The 18,843-nt window shown below is 60.7% G+C and carries 15 protein-coding genes; 3 read left to right on the top strand and 12 right to left on the bottom strand.

The genetic code is table 11. The features are described from left to right. Positions 1-19: 19 nt before the first annotated feature. From betA to betI, 3 genes are all read right to left on the bottom strand, one after another. The gene (gene betA, locus HXW87_RS00785) at positions 20-1,723 is read right to left on the bottom strand and encodes a choline dehydrogenase (protein WP_047297083.1); all 1,704 of its coding nucleotides are present in this window, start codon (positions 1,721-1,723) and stop codon (positions 20-22) included. 236 nt (positions 1,724-1,959) lie between these two features. Then, positions 1,960-3,432: a betaine-aldehyde dehydrogenase gene (gene betB / locus HXW87_RS00780; protein WP_047297082.1), complete on the bottom strand. Its 1,473-nt coding sequence runs from the start codon at positions 3,430-3,432 to the stop codon at positions 1,960-1,962. Positions 3,433-3,494: 62 nt separating this feature from the next. Further along, positions 3,495-4,115 (bottom strand): transcriptional regulator BetI, encoded by a 621-nt coding sequence (betI, locus tag HXW87_RS00775; protein WP_108184040.1) that lies wholly within the window; start codon positions 4,113-4,115, stop codon positions 3,495-3,497. Positions 4,116-4,600: 485 nt separating this feature from the next. Between betI and HXW87_RS00770 the strand changes: the two genes are divergently transcribed. Then, positions 4,601-6,541: a BCCT family transporter gene (locus HXW87_RS00770; RefSeq protein WP_239779129.1), complete on the top strand. Its 1,941-nt coding sequence runs from the start codon at positions 4,601-4,603 to the stop codon at positions 6,539-6,541. 197 nt (positions 6,542-6,738) lie between these two features. On the opposite strand, the gene choV is transcribed toward HXW87_RS00770, so the two are convergent. The 3 genes from choV to HXW87_RS00755 form a co-directional block, all read right to left on the bottom strand. Beyond that, positions 6,739-7,917 (bottom strand): choline ABC transporter ATP-binding protein, encoded by a 1,179-nt coding sequence (choV, locus tag HXW87_RS00765; RefSeq protein ID WP_041063385.1) that lies wholly within the window; start codon positions 7,915-7,917, stop codon positions 6,739-6,741. Beyond that, on the bottom strand, positions 7,914-8,759 hold the full coding sequence (gene choW / locus HXW87_RS00760) for a choline ABC transporter permease subunit (RefSeq protein ID WP_041063383.1): 846 nt from the start codon (positions 8,757-8,759) through the stop codon (positions 7,914-7,916). The genes choV and choW overlap by 4 nt, the downstream gene beginning before the upstream one ends. A 66-nt stretch (positions 8,760-8,825) precedes the next feature. Beyond that, positions 8,826-9,773 (bottom strand): choline ABC transporter substrate-binding protein, encoded by a 948-nt coding sequence (locus tag HXW87_RS00755; protein ID WP_041063381.1) that lies wholly within the window; start codon positions 9,771-9,773, stop codon positions 8,826-8,828. A 436-nt stretch (positions 9,774-10,209) separates the two neighbouring features. On the opposite strand from HXW87_RS00755, the gene HXW87_RS00750 reads away from it, so the two are divergent. Together HXW87_RS00750 and HXW87_RS00745 are read left to right on the top strand one after the other, a co-directional pair. Then, positions 10,210-11,586, top strand: coding sequence for an L-serine ammonia-lyase (locus HXW87_RS00750; protein ID WP_041063379.1), 1,377 nt, complete (start codon positions 10,210-10,212; stop codon positions 11,584-11,586). Positions 11,587-12,127: 541 nt separating this feature from the next. Beyond that, positions 12,128-13,231 carry a GlxA family transcriptional regulator gene (locus HXW87_RS00745; protein ID WP_007949927.1) on the top strand — a complete coding sequence of 368 codons (1,104 nt, stop codon included), beginning with the start codon at positions 12,128-12,130 and terminating at the stop codon, positions 13,229-13,231. A gap of 87 nt (positions 13,232-13,318) precedes the next feature. Here HXW87_RS00745 and HXW87_RS00740 read toward each other — a convergent pair whose 3' ends face one another. From HXW87_RS00740 to HXW87_RS00715, 6 genes are all read right to left on the bottom strand, one after another. Continuing rightward, positions 13,319-13,582: a hypothetical protein gene (locus HXW87_RS00740; protein WP_007962640.1), complete on the bottom strand. Its 264-nt coding sequence runs from the start codon at positions 13,580-13,582 to the stop codon at positions 13,319-13,321. Between the two features lie 352 nt (positions 13,583-13,934). Then, positions 13,935-15,098 carry a gamma-butyrobetaine dioxygenase gene (locus tag HXW87_RS00735; protein WP_239778317.1) on the bottom strand — a complete coding sequence of 388 codons (1,164 nt, stop codon included), beginning with the start codon at positions 15,096-15,098 and terminating at the stop codon, positions 13,935-13,937. Positions 15,099-15,120: 22 nt separating this feature from the next. Then, positions 15,121-15,597: a thioesterase family protein gene (locus HXW87_RS00730; protein WP_086793591.1), complete on the bottom strand. Its 477-nt coding sequence runs from the start codon at positions 15,595-15,597 to the stop codon at positions 15,121-15,123. A 179-nt stretch (positions 15,598-15,776) separates the two neighbouring features. Beyond that, entirely contained in the window at positions 15,777-16,742 is a 966-nt protein-coding gene (locus HXW87_RS00725) for an L-carnitine dehydrogenase (protein ID WP_239778316.1), read from the bottom strand. A gap of 156 nt (positions 16,743-16,898) precedes the next feature. Further along, entirely contained in the window at positions 16,899-17,786 is an 888-nt protein-coding gene (locus HXW87_RS00720; RefSeq protein WP_239778315.1) for a 3-keto-5-aminohexanoate cleavage protein, read from the bottom strand. A 74-nt stretch (positions 17,787-17,860) separates the two neighbouring features. Next, on the bottom strand, positions 17,861-18,805 hold the full coding sequence (locus HXW87_RS00715) for a choline ABC transporter substrate-binding protein (RefSeq protein ID WP_047297076.1): 945 nt from the start codon (positions 18,803-18,805) through the stop codon (positions 17,861-17,863). Between the last annotated feature and the right edge of the window lie 38 nt (positions 18,806-18,843).

Below are 18,843 nucleotides of genomic sequence, written 5' to 3'. Positions count from 1 at the left end.
AGCGCTTCGGTATTACGCCTTACTGGGCAACAGGCGTGATATCACGCATTGGCTTGCCCTTCACCGGCGCACCGCCAGCAACATAGTAGGCAGCAGTGCTGCGCGGCAGCGGTTTGCGGCCACGGATCTTGTCGGCGATTTTCTCGGCCATCATGATCGTCGGCGCATTCAGGTTACCGGTGGTGATGATCGGCATGATCGAAGCATCGACCACACGCAGGCTCTGCATGCCGTGCACGCGGCCTTCGCCATCCACTACGGCCATCTCGTCGGTGCCCATCTTGCACGAGCAGGACGGGTGGAACGCGGTTTCGGCGTGCTCGCGGATGAACTTGTCCAGCTGCTCATCGGTTTGTACGTCGATGCCCGGGCTGATTTCGCGGCCACGGAAGGCGTCCAGTGCAGGCTGTTGCATGATTTCGCGGGTCAGGCGGATGCCGTCACGGAATTCCTGCCAGTCCTGCTCGGTGGCCATGTAGTTGAACAGGATGCTCGGGTGCTGACGCGGATCCTTGGATTTGACCTGGATGCGACCACGGCTCGGCGAACGCATGGAGCCCATGTGCGCCTGGAAGCCGTGCTCTTTCACACCGTTGCTGCCGTTGTAGTTAATCGCCACCGGCAGGAAGTGGTACTGGATGTTCGGCCATTCGAACTCTTCGCGCGTACGGATGAAACCGCCGGCTTCGAACTGGTTGCTGGCGCCGATGCCGGTGCCGTTGAACAGCCACTCGGCACCGATGGCTGGCTGGTTGTACCAGAGCAGCGACGGGTACAGCGAGACCGGTTGAGTGCAAGCGTATTGCAGGTACAGCTCAAGGTGATCCTGCAGGTTTTCACCGACGCCCGGCAGGTCATGGACGACCGGGATGTCGAGGCTTTCCAGCAGTTTTGCCGGGCCGACACCGGAGCGCTGCAGAATCTGCGGCGAAGCGATGGCGCCGGAGCACAGCAGAACTTCCTTGCGTGCCTTGGCTTCAACGCGCTCTTCCGCCGAGCCGACCAGGTAACGCACACCGACCGCACGCTTGCCTTCGAACAGGATCTTGTCGGTCAGGGCGTGGGTAACGATGGTCAGGGTCGAGCGTTTTTTGGCGACGTCGAGGTAGCCTCGGGCAGTGGAAGCACGACGGCCGTTCGGCGTCACGGTGCGGTCCATCGGGCCGAAGCCTTCCTGCTGGTAGCCGTTCAAGTCTTCGGTGCGCGGGTAACCGGCTTGCACGCCGGCTTCAACCATGGCGTGGAACAGCGGGTTGTTGCCGGCTTTCGGCGTGGTCACGCTGACCGGGCCGTCGCCACCGTGGTAATCGTTCGGGCCGATGTCACGGGTTTCCGCTTTACGGAAGTACGGCAGGCAGTCGAGGTAGGTCCAGTCTTCCAGGCCTGGCAGTTTCGCCCAGCCGTCGTAGTCCATCGCGTTGCCACGGATGTAGCACATGCCGTTGATCAGCGAGGAACCGCCGAGGCCCTTGCCGCGACCGCATTCCATCCGGCGACCGTCCATGTGTGGCTCCGGATCGGTTTCGTACGCCCAGTTGTAGCGACGACCCTGCAGCGGGAATGCCAGCGCGGCCGGCATTTGCGTGCGGAAGTCGAAACGATAGTCCGGGCCGCCTGCTTCGAGCAGCAGCACGGTGACGCCTTCGTCTTCAGTCAGACGGGTCGCCAGGGTGTTACCGGCCGAGCCGGCACCGATGATGATGTAATCGAATTCTTGGGACATTGAATGCACCCTCTTTAGATGTGGTCAGGTCAAGATCGCCGGGACGCCGCAACACCTGTGGTGAGGAGAGAATCCTCTGTGGTGAGGGGATTTATCCCCGACAGGCTGCGCAGCAGTCTTGAAATCAGCGATTGAGATCTATCTGGAGAACAGCAGTGTCTGGAAGGGGGCTGCTTCGCAGCCCGTCGGGGATAAATCCCCTCACCACAAAGGCCCCATCCAGACTCTGAGTCAGATCAGAACACCGAGACGTAATCGCCCAGCTCGACCTGTACCGATTTGATGCGTGTGTAGTTGGTCAGCGAGCTGATGCCGTTTTCACGGCCTACGCCCGACTGCTTGTAACCGCCCACCGGCATTTTGGCGTCGGACTCGCCCCAGGCGTTGATCCAGCAGATACCGGCTTCCAGTTGATGAATCACGCGGTGCGCGCGGTTCAGGTCTTTGGTGACGATACCGGCGGCCAGGCCGAAGTCGGTGTCGTTGGCGCGGCGGATCACTTCTTCTTCGGTCTCGTAGGAGAGAATCGCCATCACCGGGCCAAAGATTTCTTCACGGACGATGGTCATCTCGTCGGTGCAATCGGTGAACACGGTCGGTGCAACGAAGGCGCCTTTGGCGAATTCGCCGTCGGTCAGACGCTCGCCGCCGCACAGCACGCGGGCACCTTCTTCTTTACCCTTGGCGATGTAACCCAGCACGCTTTCCATGTGGGCGAAGCTGACCAGCGGGCCGAAGTTGGTGTTTTCGTCTTCCGGGTTGCCGATGCGGATGCGCGCTACGCGCTCGACGATCTTGGCTTCGAAAGCGGCTTTCAGGTGGCTCGGTACGAACACGCGAGTACCGTTGGTGCAGACCTGACCGGAGCTGTAGAAGTTGGCCATCATCGCGGTGTCGGCGGCGCGATCCAGGTCGGCGTCGTCGCAGATGATCAGCGGCGACTTGCCGCCCAGTTCCATGGTCACGTCTTTGAGCGACGAAGCCGAAGCGCTGGCCATGACTTTCTTGCCGGTGTCGGTGCCGCCGGTGAAGGAAACTTTCTCGATGCGCGGGTGCTCGGTCAGCCAGGTGCCGACTTCACGGCCGCTGCCGGTCAGGACGTTGAACACGCCGTTTGGCAGGCCGGCTTCGGTGTAGATCTCGGCCAGTTTCAAGGTGGTCAGCGAAGTGACTTCGCTTGGCTTGAAGATCATCGCGTTACCAGCGGCCAGGGCGGGTGCGGATTTCCAAAGCGCGATCTGGATCGGGTAGTTCCACGCGCCAATACCGGCGACCACGCCCAGCGGTTCGCGACGGGTGTAGACAAAGGACGTGTCGCGCAGCGGGATCTGCTCGCCTTCGATCGCCGGCACCAGGCCTGCGTAGTATTCCAGCACGTCAGCACCGGTGACGATGTCGACGTACTTGGTTTCGGAGAAGGCTTTGCCGGTGTCCAGGGTTTCCAGAGCGGCCAGTTCATCGTTGCGCTCGCGCAGGATATCGACGGCGCGGCGCAGGATGCGCGAACGCTCCATGGCGGTCATCGCGGCCCAGATTTTCTGGCCCTTTTCAGCGCTGACCACAGCACGCTCGACGTCTTCCTTGGTCGCGCGTTGCACTTTGGCAAGGACTTCACCGTTCGCCGGGTTGATGGCTTCGAAAGTGGCATCGCTGCCAGCGTCGGAGTACGCGCCATCGATGTAGAGTTTTTGCAGTTCGAAACGGGCCATAGTGTCCTCGCAAGTGCATTAGTGGTTGGCGTCGACCACCGCGCTGAAACTGCGGTGGCGGTTCAGGTACCGAGCGTTTTCTGTGTGCTCTGGCTCACCTGCTTGGCCAATTGGAAATCCATGTATTCGTAAGCGATCTGTTGCGCCTGCGCGGTGTCGAAAGCGTCTCCCGACAGCGCGCCGCGCAACCACAAACCGTCGATCAACGCTGCCAGTCCACGCGCGGCGCTGCGCGCATCTTCGAGCGGCAACACACGGCGGAACTCGCAGCACAGGTTGGAATACAGACGGTGATCGTTGATCCGCTGCAACCTGTGCAAAGACGGCTGGTGCATGCTGGTGGCCCAGAAGGCCAGCCAGGTTTTCATTGCCGGGCCATTGACCTGGCTGGCGTCGAAGTTGCCTTCGATGATCACCTGCAGATGCGCCCGTGGGCTGCGGTCTGCCAGCGCCTGCCGGCGCGCGGTGACGTTCTCGCTGAGGACATTCATCAGATACCGCATCGTGGCGGCAATCAGGCCGTTCTTGTCCTGAAAATAGTGACTGATGATGCCATTCGAGACACCGGCCAAACGGGCGATCAGCGCAATGCTGGCGTCCCCCATACCGACCTGATCGACCGCCTGCAACGTGGCTTCGATCAGTTGTTGGCGGCGGATGGGTTGCATACCGACCTTGGGCATCTTGCACATCTCCTTAGGCCTTCCGACGGGCGATAAACGCCGATCGGATTGAGGGCCAGTCTATTTTGTTTTGATTGAACGTTCAATCAACAAAGAATAAGATCTGCGACAAATCGTCGCTGCCTACAGATTTTTTCTGCTTGTAAATGGCGATAAAACGACCTCCGAAAATCCTTGAAACCTGCGTGGGGCATGGCGCGGTTCGCTATTCGATGGACGTGTTGAATGGGCAAGACGCTCGGGGCCAGGTTTCGGATGAACGTCCGCACAGCTTTGGCCACGAAAGCGATTCGTCACGCCATTTCGGCAGGTTCGGGCTTTTTTCGGGGTGTCTTTATATCACCCGCCGGTCGGCTGCCAACTAACCGATTGGTCGGGTTCCGTGTTGCCTTGTGTTCTTCTCTCGCACTGCCTGGAGCATTTGTGCCATGAGTTCTGCCTCGCTAATAAAGACCCCGCCCGAGAAGGTGACGGTCAACGGTTGGGTGTTTTACACCTCGACCGCGTTGATTCTGTTGTTGACCGCCATTCTGATCATCGCCCCGCAAGAGGCCGGCAGAATGTTGGGTATGGCTCAGGCCTGGTTGTCGCGCAGCTTCGGCTGGTACTACATGGTGGTGATCGCCGCCTATCTGGTGTTTGTGGTGGGCCTGGCGTTTTCCTCCTACGGCAAACTCAAACTGGGCAGCAAGGACGATACCCCGGATTTCAGTTACGGCGCCTGGGCGGGGATGCTGTTCTCGTCGGGTATCGGTATTTCGCTGCTGTACTTCGGCGCGTCCGAGCCGCTGGACCATTACTTCAATCCGCCGGAAGGCGCAGCGGCCAGCAACCTGGCTGCGCGTCAGGCGGTGCAACTGACGTTCCTGCACTGGGGCCTGCACGGCTGGGCGATCTACGCACTGGTCGGTCTGGCCGTGGCGTACTTCGCTTACCGTCATAACCAGCCGCTGGCCCTGCGTTCGGCGCTGTATCCGCTGGTGGGCGAGCGTTGGGTCAAGGGCGCCGCCGGTCATGCGGTGGACGGTTTCGGCATGTTCGTGACCTTGCTGGGCCTGGTGACCAACCTGGGGATCGGCTCGCTGCAAGTGTCCTCCGGCCTGGAAAACCTGTTCGGCATGGAGCACAGCAACACCAACCTGCTGATCGTGATCATCGTGATGAGCACCGTGGCGACCATCGCTGCCGTGTCCGGTGTGGAAAACGGCATCCGTCGCCTGTCCAACCTGAACATCGTGCTGTTCAGCGGTCTGCTGATTTTCGTCCTGTTGTTCGGCCCGACCCTGCACCTGCTCAACGGCTTTGTGCAGAACATCGGCGATTACCTCAACGGCGTGGTGCTGAAGACCTTCGACCTGTACGTCTATGAAGGCGACAGCGCCAAGTCCGACCGCTGGCTGGGCCTGTGGACCCTGTTCTACTGGGCCTGGTGGATTTCCTGGGCGCCATTCGTCGGCATGTTCATCGCGCGTATTTCCCGTGGTCGTACCGTGCGTGAGCTGGTGGCTGGCGTGCTGCTGATTCCGCTGGGCTTCACCCTGGCGTGGCTGTCGATCTTCGGCAACTCGGCACTGGATCTGGTGATGAACCAGGGCGCGGTGGAACTCGGCAAGACGGCGCTGGAACAGCCGTCGATGGCGATCTACCAGTTGCTGGAACACTACCCGGCGTCGAAAGTCGTCATCGGTGTGTCGATCTTTGTTGGCTTCGTGCTGTTCCTGACCCCGGCCGACTCCGGCGCGGTGATGATGGCGAATCTGTCCTGCAAGGGCGGCAACGTCGATGAAGATGCGCCGCACTGGCTGCGGATCTTCTGGTCGGTGGTGATCACGCTGGTGACTATCGGTCTGCTGTTCGCCGGTAACTTCGAAGCCATGCAAACCATGGTGGTGCTGGCCGGGCTGCCGTTCTCGGTGGTGCTGGTGTTCTTCATGTTCGGCCTGCACAAGGCGATGCGTCAGGACGTGCAGATCGAACAGGAGCAGGCGCAATTGGCTGAGCGCGGTCGTCGCGGTTTCAGCGAGCGCCTGACCCAACTGGATCTGCAGCCGAGCCAATCGGTGGTGCAGCGCTTCATGGACAAGCAGGTCAGCCCTGCGCTGGAAGATGCGGCCGCGCAAATGCGTGCACAGGGTCTGCAAGTGCAGACGCTGCTGGGCAAGTCCAAACGCTGCATGGGCGTGCGCGTCGAGATGGAAGAGGGCAACCCTTTCGTCTACGAAGTGAGCCTGGACGGTTACCTGGCGACCCCGACCGAATCGGCCCAGTCCGATGAGGCGCGCCAGCGTTATTACCGTGCCGAGGTGTACCTGCACAACGGCAGCCAGGACTACGACCTGATGGGCTTCACGCAGGATCAGATCACACGCGATGTGCTCGATCAGTTTGAAAGCCATCGGCAGCTCCTTGGCCGGGTGTATAGCTAAACCTTAAGTTAATGGCGAAGCTGTTTGTGGCGAGGGAGCTTGCTCCCGCTGGGTTGCGAAGCGACCCCAAGAATTTGTGAGTGCTGCGCACTCAAGCGGGAGCAAGCTCCCTCGCCACAGTTGTCCATGTATCAAGTCAATTTATGTACCAACAAAAACGCCGCGATCCTCTCGCGGCGTTTTTGTGTGCGGGGTTCTTACCCCAGGTTCTTGCCCAGCAACGCGTGATACAGCTCACTGTCGCCCAGAATCCCCACCACATGGTTGTTGTCGTGCAGCACCAGTTTGTTGCCGGTCTGGTAGCGAATCTGCAGCGCGTCACGCATGCCGATGTTCGAGTCCACCAGCGTCGGTTTGCGCTCCAGGCCTTCCACGGCCTGGCCCGGGGCCCAGTTCTGCAGGTTCAGCACCGAACCGTTCTGCCGTGCGCCTTTGATGGTGTTGCCTTCGGCCAGGTCCAGCCACGAGTCGCCGCCCGGGTCGAGGCACACCGAACCGTTGATGCGTTTGCAGTTGTCCAGTGTGCGCATCAGGCTGCGACCGCAGAGCACGTTGAGCGGATTGGTGTGGGCCACGAAGGTGCGCACATAGTCGTCTGCCGGGTTCAGCACGATCTCTTCCGGCACGCTGTACTGGATGATCCGGCCGTCCTTCATGATCGCGATGCGGCTCCCCAGTTTGAGCGCCTCGTCGAGGTCGTGACTGACAAACACGATGGTCTTGCTCAGCTTGCGCTGCAGTTCCAGCAGTTCGTCCTGCAGACCCTGGCGAATCAGCGGGTCGAGTGCCGAGAACGGTTCGTCCATCAACAGAATGTCGGCGTCCATCGCCAGCGCCCGGGCCAGTCCGACCCGCTGTTGCATGCCGCCGGAGAGTTCATCGGGCTTCTTGTTGCGCCATTGGGTCAGGCCCACCAGTTCGAGCTTGTCGTCCACCAGCTTGCGCCGTTCCTTTTCCGGCCGGCCCTGCATTTCCAGACCGAAACTGATGTTCTCGCGCACTGTCAGCCACGGCATCAGGGCGAACTTCTGGAACACCATGGCGATGCGTTTGGTGCGCATCATTTTCAGTTCGGCCGGGGTGCAGGAAGCGATGTCGATCTGCTTGCCTTCGTGCTCGACGAACAGCTTGCCGCGACTGACGGTGTTGAGGCCGTTGATGCAGCGCAGCAGGCTCGACTTGCCGGAGCCGGACAGGCCCATCAGCACGCAGATCTCGCCTTTGTTGATGTCCAGGCTGGCCTTTTCCACGCCAACGATCTGCCCGGTCTTTTTCAGGATCTCGCTGCGGGTCAAGCCTTGATCGAGCAGTTTCAGTGCTTCGCGCGGATCCTTGGTGAAGATCACGTCAACGTTATCAAAGCGAATTATGCTCATGCGTCACCCCCTGCTTTGGCGTCGGGTTGTTTGCAGATACGGTCGAGCATGATCGCCAGCAGTACGATCGCCAGGCCCGCTTCGAAGCCCAGGGCGATATCAGCAGTGTTCAGTGCGTTGACCACCGGTTTGCCGAGTCCATCGGCGCCCACCAGTGCCGCGATCACCACCATCGACAGCGACAGCATGATGCACTGGGTGATGCCGGCCGCGATGCTCGGCATGGCGTGAGGCAGTTCGATCCGTGAAAGCAATTGGCGACGCGAGCAGCCGAAGGCCTTGCCGGCGTCCATCAGTTCTTGCGGGACATCGCGGATGCCCAGGTAGGTCAGGCGGATCGGCGCAGCGATGGCGAACACCACCGTGGAGATCAGGCCCGGCACCACACCCAGCCCGAAGAGGGTCAGGGTAGGAATGAGGTAAACGAAGGTCGGTACGGTCTGCATCAGATCGAGTACCGGACGCATTAAAGTGTAGAACATCGGCTTGTGCGCGGCGACGATGCCCAGCGGCACGCCGATGACCACACAGACCAGGGTCGCGAACATGACCTGGGCGAGGGTTTCCATGGTTTCCTGCCAGTACCCCAGATTGAGGATCAGCAGGAAGGAGGCGATGACGAATACCGTCAGTCCCCATTTGCGCTGGATGAAGTGGGCCAGCAGGGCGATGAGGCCGATCAGCACCAGCGGGTTGAACCAGGTCAGCGCAAACGTCACGCCGTGGATCATCGTTTCCAGTGTCACGGCGATTGCGTCGAAGGTGCTGGCGCCGTGTTGCGTCAACCATTCAACGAAGCCCGCGATGTACTGGCCTAAAGGGATTTTCTGATCAATCAGCATGGTAGTGAACGTCCGCATGCAAGGAATAAACAGCCCGGGCGAGCGAACTCGCCCGGCGTAAGGCAATTACTGTGCGAGCTTGGCTTTCACGGCTTCCAGGCCAGGTTTACCGTCAATGGTGGTCACGCCAGCGAGCCAGGTATCGAGCACCTGTGGGTTCTTTTTCAGCCAGGCCTTGGCGGCCGCTTCAGGCTTCATCTTGTCGTCGAGGATGTTGCCCATCAGGGTACTTTCCATGTCGACGGTGAACTCCAGGTTCTTCAGCAACTGACCGACATTGCTGCATTCAGTGGTGTAACCCTTGCGGGTGTTGGTCGCCACGGTCGCAGCACCGAAATCGGGGCCGAAGAAGTCATCGCCGCCGGTCAGGTATTGAATCTTGAAGCGCTTGTTCATCGGGTGCGGCGCCCAGCCGAGGAAGACCACGGCGGTGTCGCGTTTCTGTGCGCGGTCAACCTGCGAGAGCATGCCCGCTTCGGAGGATTCGACGACTTTGAAACCGGCGTCCTTCAGGCCGAAAGCGTTCTTGTCGATCATGCTCTGGATCAGGCGGTTACCGTCATTGCCGGGCTCGATGCCGTAGATCTTGCCGTCGAGCTCTTTCTTGAATTTGGCGATATCGGCGAAGTCATGCAGACCCTTGTCGTACAGGGCTTGCGGTACGGCGAGGGTGTATTTGGCACCCTTGAGGTTGGTGCGCACCACTTCGACGGTGCCGGCATCACGGTAGGCCTTGATGTCGTTTTCCATGGTCGGCATCCAGTTACCGAGGAACACGTCCATGTTCTTGCCGTCGGCCAGCGACTTGTAGGTCACGGGCACGGAGATCATGGTGGTCTTGGTCTTGTAGCCGAGGGCGTCGAGTACCACCGAGGTGGTGGCGGTGGTGGCGGTGATGTCGGTCCAGCCGACATCGGAGAAGTTCACGGTACTGCACTGAGCGGGTTCTGCAGCGTGAGCCAGTAACGGCAGACTCAGCATGGCGGCCAACAACAACGACGGGGAACCTTTCATGGATGGACTCCTTGGTGTTTTTTTTGGCAGTGTTCCGACTGTGGACCACCGCACTTATAGGTTGCGGTTGGATGGCGTTCTGGAGACAGCTCTACCACGGCGCCTTGCAATCGAGTCATAACGATCATGTACCAGTGAAAATCTGACGCCTACAGGGTGGGTCGTATCCAGTACAGGGATGGTCGCATCCAGTGTCAGTGACGTCGTTTACAGCTTTTTTCTACCCCGTTTGGCCATCTGAACCGCATAAAAACGGCGAAAACAGGGGAGCAAACCGGCACGGCGTTGGTGGGCATGAGTGCGTCGGTGTCAGACGCCGGACGACCTGACAAAAGCCTGATGATGCGGGCATTCCGGCGGATCGCAGCTTGAGCGTAGCAGCTCCGCCAGCGGGCGCTTAACGCCCGGGAACGGCATCCTCAGGAGCTCTGCAGCAATGGCTATCAGCGTTTTCGACCTGTTCAAAATCGGCATCGGCCCGTCCAGTTCCCACACCGTCGGCCCGATGCGCGCCGCGGCCCTGTTTGTCGAATCGCTGCGCGACCGGCACCTGCTCGAACAGGTGCGGCGTATAGAAGTGCAACTGTTCGGTTCGCTGTCGGCCACCGGCATTGGTCACGGCAGCGACAACGCGGTGATCATGGGCCTGATGGGCGAGTGGCCGGACGCAATCGACCCGTCGCAGATTGGCCCGCGAATCCAGGCCCTGCGTGAAACCCACACGCTTCTTCTGGACGGCCGTTTGTCGGTGCCGTTTGTCTGGGCGCGCGACATGCGCCTGATCGACGAGAACCTGCCGTTCCACCCCAACGCCATGACCCTGATTGCCGAAGGCGATCACGGCGAGATTCATCGTGACACCTACTATTCGGTCGGCGGCGGATTCGTGGTGGATCAGGCGCAGGCATCCAGCGGCGTGGTCGATCTGGATCGCACTGAATTGCCCTATGACTTTTCCAGCGCGGTAGAACTGCTGCAGCTGTGCCAAAAGAACAATCTGCGCGTCGCCGAATTGATGATGGCCAACGAAAAGGTCTGGCGCAGCGAAGAAGAAATCCGCGCCGGGCTGATGAAACTGTGGCGGGCGATGCAGGATTGCGTCGAGCAAGGCCTCAAGCACGAAGGCATCCTCCCCGGCGGTTTGAATGTGCGTCGGCGTGCGGCGAAGTTGCATCGCAACCTGCAGGAATTGAACAAGCCCAACGTGATCGGTTCGACGTTGAGCGCGATGGAATGGGTCAACCTGTTCGCCCTGGCGGTCAACGAAGAAAACGCCGCGGGCGGGCGTATGGTCACGGCGCCGACCAATGGCGCGGCGGGGATCATTCCGGCGGTGTTGCACTACTTTATGAAGTTCAGCGAAGCGGTCACCGACGCCAACGTCGTCGACTACTTTCTGGGTGCGGCGGCGGTGGGGATTCTGTGCAAGAAGAACGCCTCGATCTCCGGTGCCGAAGTCGGCTGCCAGGGTGAAGTGGGTTCGGCCTGCGCGATGGCAGCAGCGGGTCTGGCGGAGATCTTGGGCGCGACACCGGAGCAACTGTGCAACGCGGCGGAAATCGGTCTGGAGCATAACCTCGGCCTGACCTGCGATCCGGTCGGTGGACTGGTGCAGGTGCCGTGTATCGAACGCAATGCGATTGCGGCGGTGAAAGCGATCAACGCGGCGCAGATGGCCTTGCGCGGCGATGGTCAGCACTTCATCTCGCTGGACCGGGTGATCCGCACCATGCGCGATACCGGCGCCGATATGCATGACAAATATAAAGAGACTTCGCGTGGTGGTTTGGCCGTTAGCGCGGTTGAGTGCTGAGACCGTATCGCTCCCATCGCTGGCAAGCCAGCTCCCAAAGGTATTTTCAGTGTGATCACGATTTCTGTATCACCACAGAATCTGTGGGAGCTGGCTTGCCAGCGATGAGGCCAGACCAGTCAAAACTGCTCGCTAACGGAACACACATAACCGCAGGCGCCACCTTTTAGCGCGTCGCAATCAGATAAGAGCTTTTCCCACTCGCAGTGCGCCATTCGCACTCCCTACCGTCCGTCACCCGTGCCTGCGGTGACACTCCCCACAAACTGCGCGCAGGCCAGTTCCCACAAGTGCTACCGATCTGCTCACAGGCAGCGGGGCAGGGCGCTCACCGCCGCTGATGGCACTTCGAAACAGCTGTTGGCCGACGTCTTGAATAGACACGTCGCGACGTCGTTTTCAGGAGTTATTGAACGGCCATTCAATTTTAGGCATGGCATTTGCTCTGTCATAACAAAGCCCGTCTCCCACGTGAGAACGCCGGCAATAACAAGAGCCTCCGCCTGAGGCCATCACCCGCTTTGTGTGAGGAGATACCGCGATGACGTCGTTCAACTCCGGGGCCCAACCCCAGAACCGTGCGCCTCAATCCATCGGCTTTCTGCTGCTGGACAATTTCACGCTGATTTCTCTGGCCTCCGCAGTCGAACCCCTGCGCATGGCCAACCAATTGTCCGGTCGTGAGCTGTATCGCTGGAGCACCCTGACCGTCGATGGCGGACAGGTGTGGGCCAGTGACGGTCTGCAAATCACCCCCGATGCCTCCATGCACAAAGCCCCGCCCCTGGACACCGTGATCGTCTGCGGCGGCATTGGTATCCAACGCACCGTGACCCGTGAACATGTGTCATGGCTGCAGAGCCAGGCGCGTCAGTCCAAGCGTCTGGGCGCGGTGTGCACCGGCAGCTGGGCCTTGGCTTGCGCCGGTCTGCTCGACGGTTTTGATTGCAGCGTGCACTGGGAATGTCTGGCGGCGATGCAGGAAGCTTTCCCGCGTGTGGCGATGAGCACTCGTCTGTTCACCCTCGACCGTAACCGTTTCACCAGTTCCGGTGGTACCGCGCCACTGGACATGATGCTGCACCTGATCAGCCGCGATCATGGTCGCGAACTATCTGCTGCGATCTCGGAGATGTTCGTCTACGAGCGCATCCGCAACGAGCAGGATCACCAGCGCGTGCCGCTCAAGCACATGCTCGGGACCAACCAGCCGAAGCTGCAGGAAATTGTCGCGCTGATGGAGGCCAACCTCGAAGAGCCGATCGACCTCGACGAACTGGCGGTGTACGTCGCCGTGTCGCGTCGACAGCTGGAGCGCCTGTTCCAGAAATACCTGCACTGTTCGCCGTCGCGTTACTACCTCAAGCTGCGCCTGATCCGCGCCCGGCAACTGCTCAAGCAGACGCCGATGTCGATCATCGAAGTGGCCTCGGTGTGTGGTTTCGTGTCGACGCCGCATTTCTCCAAATGCTACCGCGAATACTTCGGAATTCCGCCGCGTGACGAACGCGTAGGCTCCAACACCACGCAGCAAGTGGCGATGCTGCCGCTGCCGCAGGCCATCGTGATGTCGCCGCTGTCGGGGCCGATGTCGGCGTTGAGTCAGGCGCGCAATGAGTCGACGTTTGCCAGCGTAAGGCTGTAAAGCAAAAGATCGCAGCCTGCGGCAGCTCCTACAGCGATCGCATTTCACTGTAGGAGCTGCCGCAGGCTGCGATCTTTTGATCTTCTGTCAGGCGCTGTGGCTTTGCTGATAATCCGCCAACGCGGGCAACAATTGCTTGTCGATCGCCTGACGCACCGCAGGCTGAATACTGGCGCCGCTGGTGTACATGTCCTTGACCATTTTGCGCAGTTCAAACGCGCGAACATTGTCCAGACCACGCACCGCACACTCACAGGCCTGCTCGGCGGTCGAACCGCTCGGCACCTGAAAACCCAACGCCTTGAGCTGGCCCAACAGGTCTTCCTGATCGATCAAATCGGCATACATCATGGCGCGCTTCCTTCTTCGGCAATGGAGGTCGTGGCTCGATTCTGGTGGGCATGCGCAGGCACGGCAAGGGTGATTTGTCGCAGTGGCCGCGACGGCTATGAACAGGTCGTTTTCGGCTAACTCAGTGCCAAGGGGAGTGGGCACACTGGCCTCAGCTCGCTACAGACGGTTTGGTCACCCTCGACTGGCAGCTCCTCAACAGTACCCTCTGCCCCGATCCTGTCACGGCTTGTATCGGGGCTTTTTTTAATTTTATGAAAGTCAAAAGATCGCAGCCTCCGGCAGCTCCTACAGTTGAAATGCGATCCCCTGTAGTAGCTGCCAGAGGCTGCGATCTTTTGCTTTTAGCGGTCTAGCGTTGCAACACCAGAATCCGCGACAACAACTCATCCCGATCGACGTAGCAGCCCTGGAAATGCCGCGCCCCGGTGGCCGGGTCAAACGCATTGCGCGCATGCAGCGTGCGGCGATTATCAAAGCACCACAGTTCACCCGGATTGAGTCGCTGCATCAGGCGAAAACGTGGCTCACGGGTCATGGCGATCAAGCGCCGATAGGCCCGATACAGCAGCGGCATTTGCTCCACCGACGTATCGAATGCGCCACGCAGAAAGTTCGCCATGCGAATCTCCGCCACCCGGCCCAACGCGTCCAGTGCAATGATCGGCGCCAGGCAGCGGTAGTCGCTGTGGCGGTCCTTGTTGCGAAACTCCACGGGGATTTCGCACAGCGCCTGAAACAGCTCCGGTGCTTCCTGACGCAACGCGTCGGCAATCGCGAAACCGTCGACAAAAATACTCTCGCCACCTTCGGCATCATTCACCAGGCAATGCAGAAATTGCAGCCCTGGTTGCAGCTCGCGAGTCGGCAAGTCGGTGTGCAACGGCAGGTTGAAAGCGGTGTAGGCGTTGCTGTCGGCATCGGCCTTGGACTGCACGTTGAACAGTACGCCGAAATTGCTCTCGCGGATGAATGAAATGCGCTGGGCGATCAGCTTCAGCGAACCTGGTTCGGTGGGCACGCCGCGCACCTGAGTCAGGCCGATGTCGCGCACCGCGATCAACCATTGCAGCAGCGCACCGTTGTCGTTCATCAGCGCTGAATAGTCGAATGCCGGTAGCTGCAAATTGCTGCGCCACAGATAGGGCTGGGGTTTGGTCGCCAGACGTTCGGCGCGGGACTCGTCGTCATAGGCGTGGGCGCGCAGCCAGCCCGGATCAAAGCGACTGTGGTGGCCGTCCTGCCAGTCGATCTGCAGACAGCCGTCGCTGTCGATGTGCGCGTTAACGGGAGCCAGATCCGGCGCGGCATCGACGATCTCGAATACCTGCTCGCGGGTTACGGTGTAGACGCACTGTTCACACGGGCAGTTGTCCCGCAACCAGACATGGTGAAACGGGCTGACACGGCCATCAGCCCAGGCCAGCGAAACGCGATCCGTCAGGTTCTGCACGCCGCTCAGCGCGCTGATCAACGGATAAGTACGGAAATCGGCAACAGCGGCAGCGGTGTTCATGTTGGCTCCTAGCGTGGGCGGATTACCGGGCGGGTGGCAGGGCGATGACGCGGCCGATGTAAGCCGGGGCGGGCAGATCGACTTGCTCGGCGACGATGGCTTGCAGACGGCTCAGGGTATCGGCGGTGAACGGTGCCGAACGCGGGCCGGCGAGGTCGACGTGCAGCAGCATTTGCTCGTTACCGGCCAGTTCCTTGTCGTCGCCGGCCAGGTGCAGGCTGTGATAGAGGTGCAGGCGTTTGCTGTCGTGACCGATGATCTGCGTGCGCACTTCGACCTCGGCGTCGAGCTTCACTTCGTGCAGATAATTCAGGTGCAGTTCGAGGGTAAACAGTGAGTGGCCGCTGGCCTCGCGGTTGTTACTGTCCATGCCGAGACGATCCATCAGGGCGTCCGTGGCGTAGCTGAAGATCAGCAAGTAGAAGGCGTCGCGCAGGTGGCCGTTGTAGTCGACCCAGTCGGGGATGATGGTGGTTTGGTAGGTGGTGAGGGTGGGCATGGTTGAACTCCATAGATCGCTGGCGCAATACACATTGTGGCGAGGGAGCTTGCTCCCGCTGGGCTGCGCAGCAGCCCCAAAACCTCTGATCGCGGTGCGTCGGTCAGACAGCATTCGCTGGTTTTACGACCGCTTCGCGGCCGAGCGGGAGCAAGCTCCCTCGCCACAGGGGAAGGCGATTACTCGCTGAAACTCATCCCGTGCTTTTCCTTGGTGGTTTTCACCGCCTCCAGTACCGCCAGCAGGCAGTCATCACGATAGCGCTCCAGCGCTGAAATGCTGTGGCGGCCAAGCTGATCGCTGGTGCCATCGACCACATCGTCAATCAGCTTGTCAGTCAGCTCCGGTGCCGGCAGATACGTCCACGGCAACTGCAGCGCCGGGCCGAACTGCGACATGAAGTGACGCATCCCCGCGTCACCACCGGCCAGCGTATAAGTCAGGAACGTGCCCATGAACGACCAGCGCAGTCCGGCGCCAAAACGGATCGCGTCGTCGATCTCGCCAGTTGTCGCCACGCCGTCGTTGACCAGGTGCAGCGCCTCGCGCCACAGCGCTTCGAGCAAACGGTCGGCGATGAACCCTGGCACTTCCTTGCGCACATGCAACGGGCGCATGCCGAGGAACTCGTAAACCTTCATAGCCGCTTGCACAGCTTCCGGCGCGGTGTGCTTGCCGCCGACCACCTCCACCAGTGGCAGCAGGTAAACCGGGTTGAACGGGTGGCCGACCACGCAGCGTTCAGGGTGGGTCGAACTCTCGTAGAACTCGCTCGGCAACAGGCCGGAAGTGCTGGAGCCGATCAGCGCATCGGGTTTGGCCGCCGCGCTGATTTTGCTGTGCAGATCGAGTTTCAGCTCCAGGCGTTCCGGGGCACTTTCCTGAATGAAATCGGCATCGCGTACGCACTCCTCGATGGTTGCGACAAAACGCAGACGATCCTGCGACGCACCCGGCGCCAGACCGTTTTTCTCCAGTGCGCCCCAGGCATTGGCCACGCGTTTGCGCAGCGCCGCTTCAGCGCCAGGTGCCGGGTCCCAGGCCACCACGTCGAGGCCGTGGGCGAGGGCACGCGCGACCCAGCCGCTGCCGATGACACCGCTGCCGAGGGCGGCGAAGGTTTTGATGTTGGTGATAAAACTCATAGGAACTCCCTGAAGAAGGTGTTTCCTGTAGGAGCTGCCGAAGGCGGCGATCTTTTGATTTTGATTGTTTGAAGCAAGATCAAAAGATCGCAGCCTGCGGCAGCTCCTACAGGTGAAATTGGGGTGCAGTCAGGGCCCCATTTTTGGGGCTGAGATTTAGCCGCGCTGGGTCAGGCCCATTTTTTTGCGCCCTTCGGCCGGGGTCAGCACCCGGGCGCCGAGGCGGCTGAGGATCTCGGTGGCACGTTCGACCAGTTGGCCGTTGGTTGCCAGCACGCCTTTGTCCAGCCACAGGTTGTCTTCCAGGCCGACCCGCACGTTGCCGCCAAGCAGCACCGCTTGTGCGGCCATCGGCATTTGCATGCGGCCGATGCCGAACCCGGCCCACACCGCGTCCGCCGGCAGGTTGTCGACCATGGCTTTCATGGTGGTGGTGTCCGCCGGAGCGCCCCACGGGATGCCCAGGCACAGCTGGAACAACGGGTTGTCGAGCAGGCCTTCCTTGATCATCTGTTTGGCGAACCACAGGTGGCCGGTGTCGAAAATTTCCAGTTCGGCCTTCACCCCCAGCTCGGTGATGCGCTTGGCGCCGGCGCGCAGTTGCGCCGGCGTCGAGACGTAAATGGTGTCGCCGTCGCCGAAGTTCAGCGTGCCGCAATCGAGGGTGCAGATTTCCGGCAGCAGTTCATCAACGTGGGCCAGACGGGTCAGCGGGCCGACCAGATCGGTGTTCGGGCCGAACTCCATCGGGTGCTCGCCAGCACCGATTTCGAGGTCACCGCCCATGCCGGCGGTGAGGTTGACGATGATGTCGACGTCAGCCTCGCGGATGCGCTCCATCACTTCGCGGTACAGCGCCACGTCACGGCTGAACTTGCCGGTCTGCGGGTCGCGCACATGGCAGTGCACCACCGTGGCGCCGGCCTTGGCGGCTTCCACGGCAGCCGCGGCGATCTGTTTCGGGGTGACCGGCACGTGCGGGCTCTTGGCGGTCGTGTCGCCAGCACCGGTGAGTGCGCAGGTGATGATGACGTCGTGGTTCATGGTGCGGTTTCCTTCAGGCGTGATGGGTCTGTTCGCAGCCCGGTCGGGGCTGCGAAGCGTTGATTTCCGGTGTTTTATTTGCTGGTCAGTTGCAGGTTTTCAGCGGCCGGTTTGCCATCGAAGGTGGTTACACCTTCCAGCCAGCGCTGCTTGTCTTCGGGGTGATCCTTGAGCCATTGCCTGGCCGATTCGAACGCGTCCTTGTGATCGAGCAGCGGTTGCATCATGCGGCTCTCGTCTTCGGCGGTGAACGTCAGGTTGCTCAGCAGGCGACCGATGTTCGGGCACTGTTCGGCGTATTTTGGCGCGGTGACCGTCCACACCGTGGCCATGCCTTCGTTCGGGCCGAGGGCGTCCTCGCTGCCAGTGAGGTAAGTCATCTTGACGTTCACGTTCATCGGGTGCGGTGCCCAGCCGAAGAACACCACGGCTTCCTTGCGGCGCACGGCGCGGTCGACAGCGGCGAGCATCCCGGCTTCGCTGGATTCGACCAGCTGGAATTTGCCGAGGCCGAACTGGTTCTTGGCGATCATCGCCTTGATCTGCGTATTGGCGCCCGAGCCCGGCTCGATGCCGTAGATCTTGCCGCCCAGTTCTTTCTCGAATTTGGCGATGTCGGCGAAGGTCTTCAGGCCCTTGTCCGCCAGATAAGTCGGCACGGCGAGGGTCGCGCGGGCGTCTTTCAGGCTTGGCGCCGGCAGGACCTTGACCTGGTTGGCGTCGACGAACGGGGTGATGGTCTGGGTCATCAGCGGGTTCCAGTAGCCGAGGAACAGATCCAGCCGCTGATCGCGAATCCCGGCGAAGATGATCTGCTGGGACGCGCTGGTTTGTTTGGTGCTGTAGCCGAGGCCATCGAGCAGCACTTGAGTCATGGCACTGGTGGCGATCACGTCAGTCCAGTTCACGACGCCCATGCGCACGTTCTGGCACGACGCAGGTTCGGCCGCCATGACGCTGGCGCTCAAGAAAGCGGTACCGCTGAGTGCAAGAACACAGCTGCTGATCAGTCGTTTCATGTCGGGTTCCTCGGCAGGTCGTTTATTGTGAGTTCCGG

Source organism: Pseudomonas sp. Y5-11 (assembly GCF_022368695.1).
Taxonomy (GTDB): domain Bacteria; phylum Pseudomonadota; class Gammaproteobacteria; order Pseudomonadales; family Pseudomonadaceae; genus Aquipseudomonas; species Aquipseudomonas parakoreensis.
The sequence above is the reverse complement of the archived record's forward strand: the minus strand, read 5'-3'. Positions and strand labels throughout refer to the sequence as shown.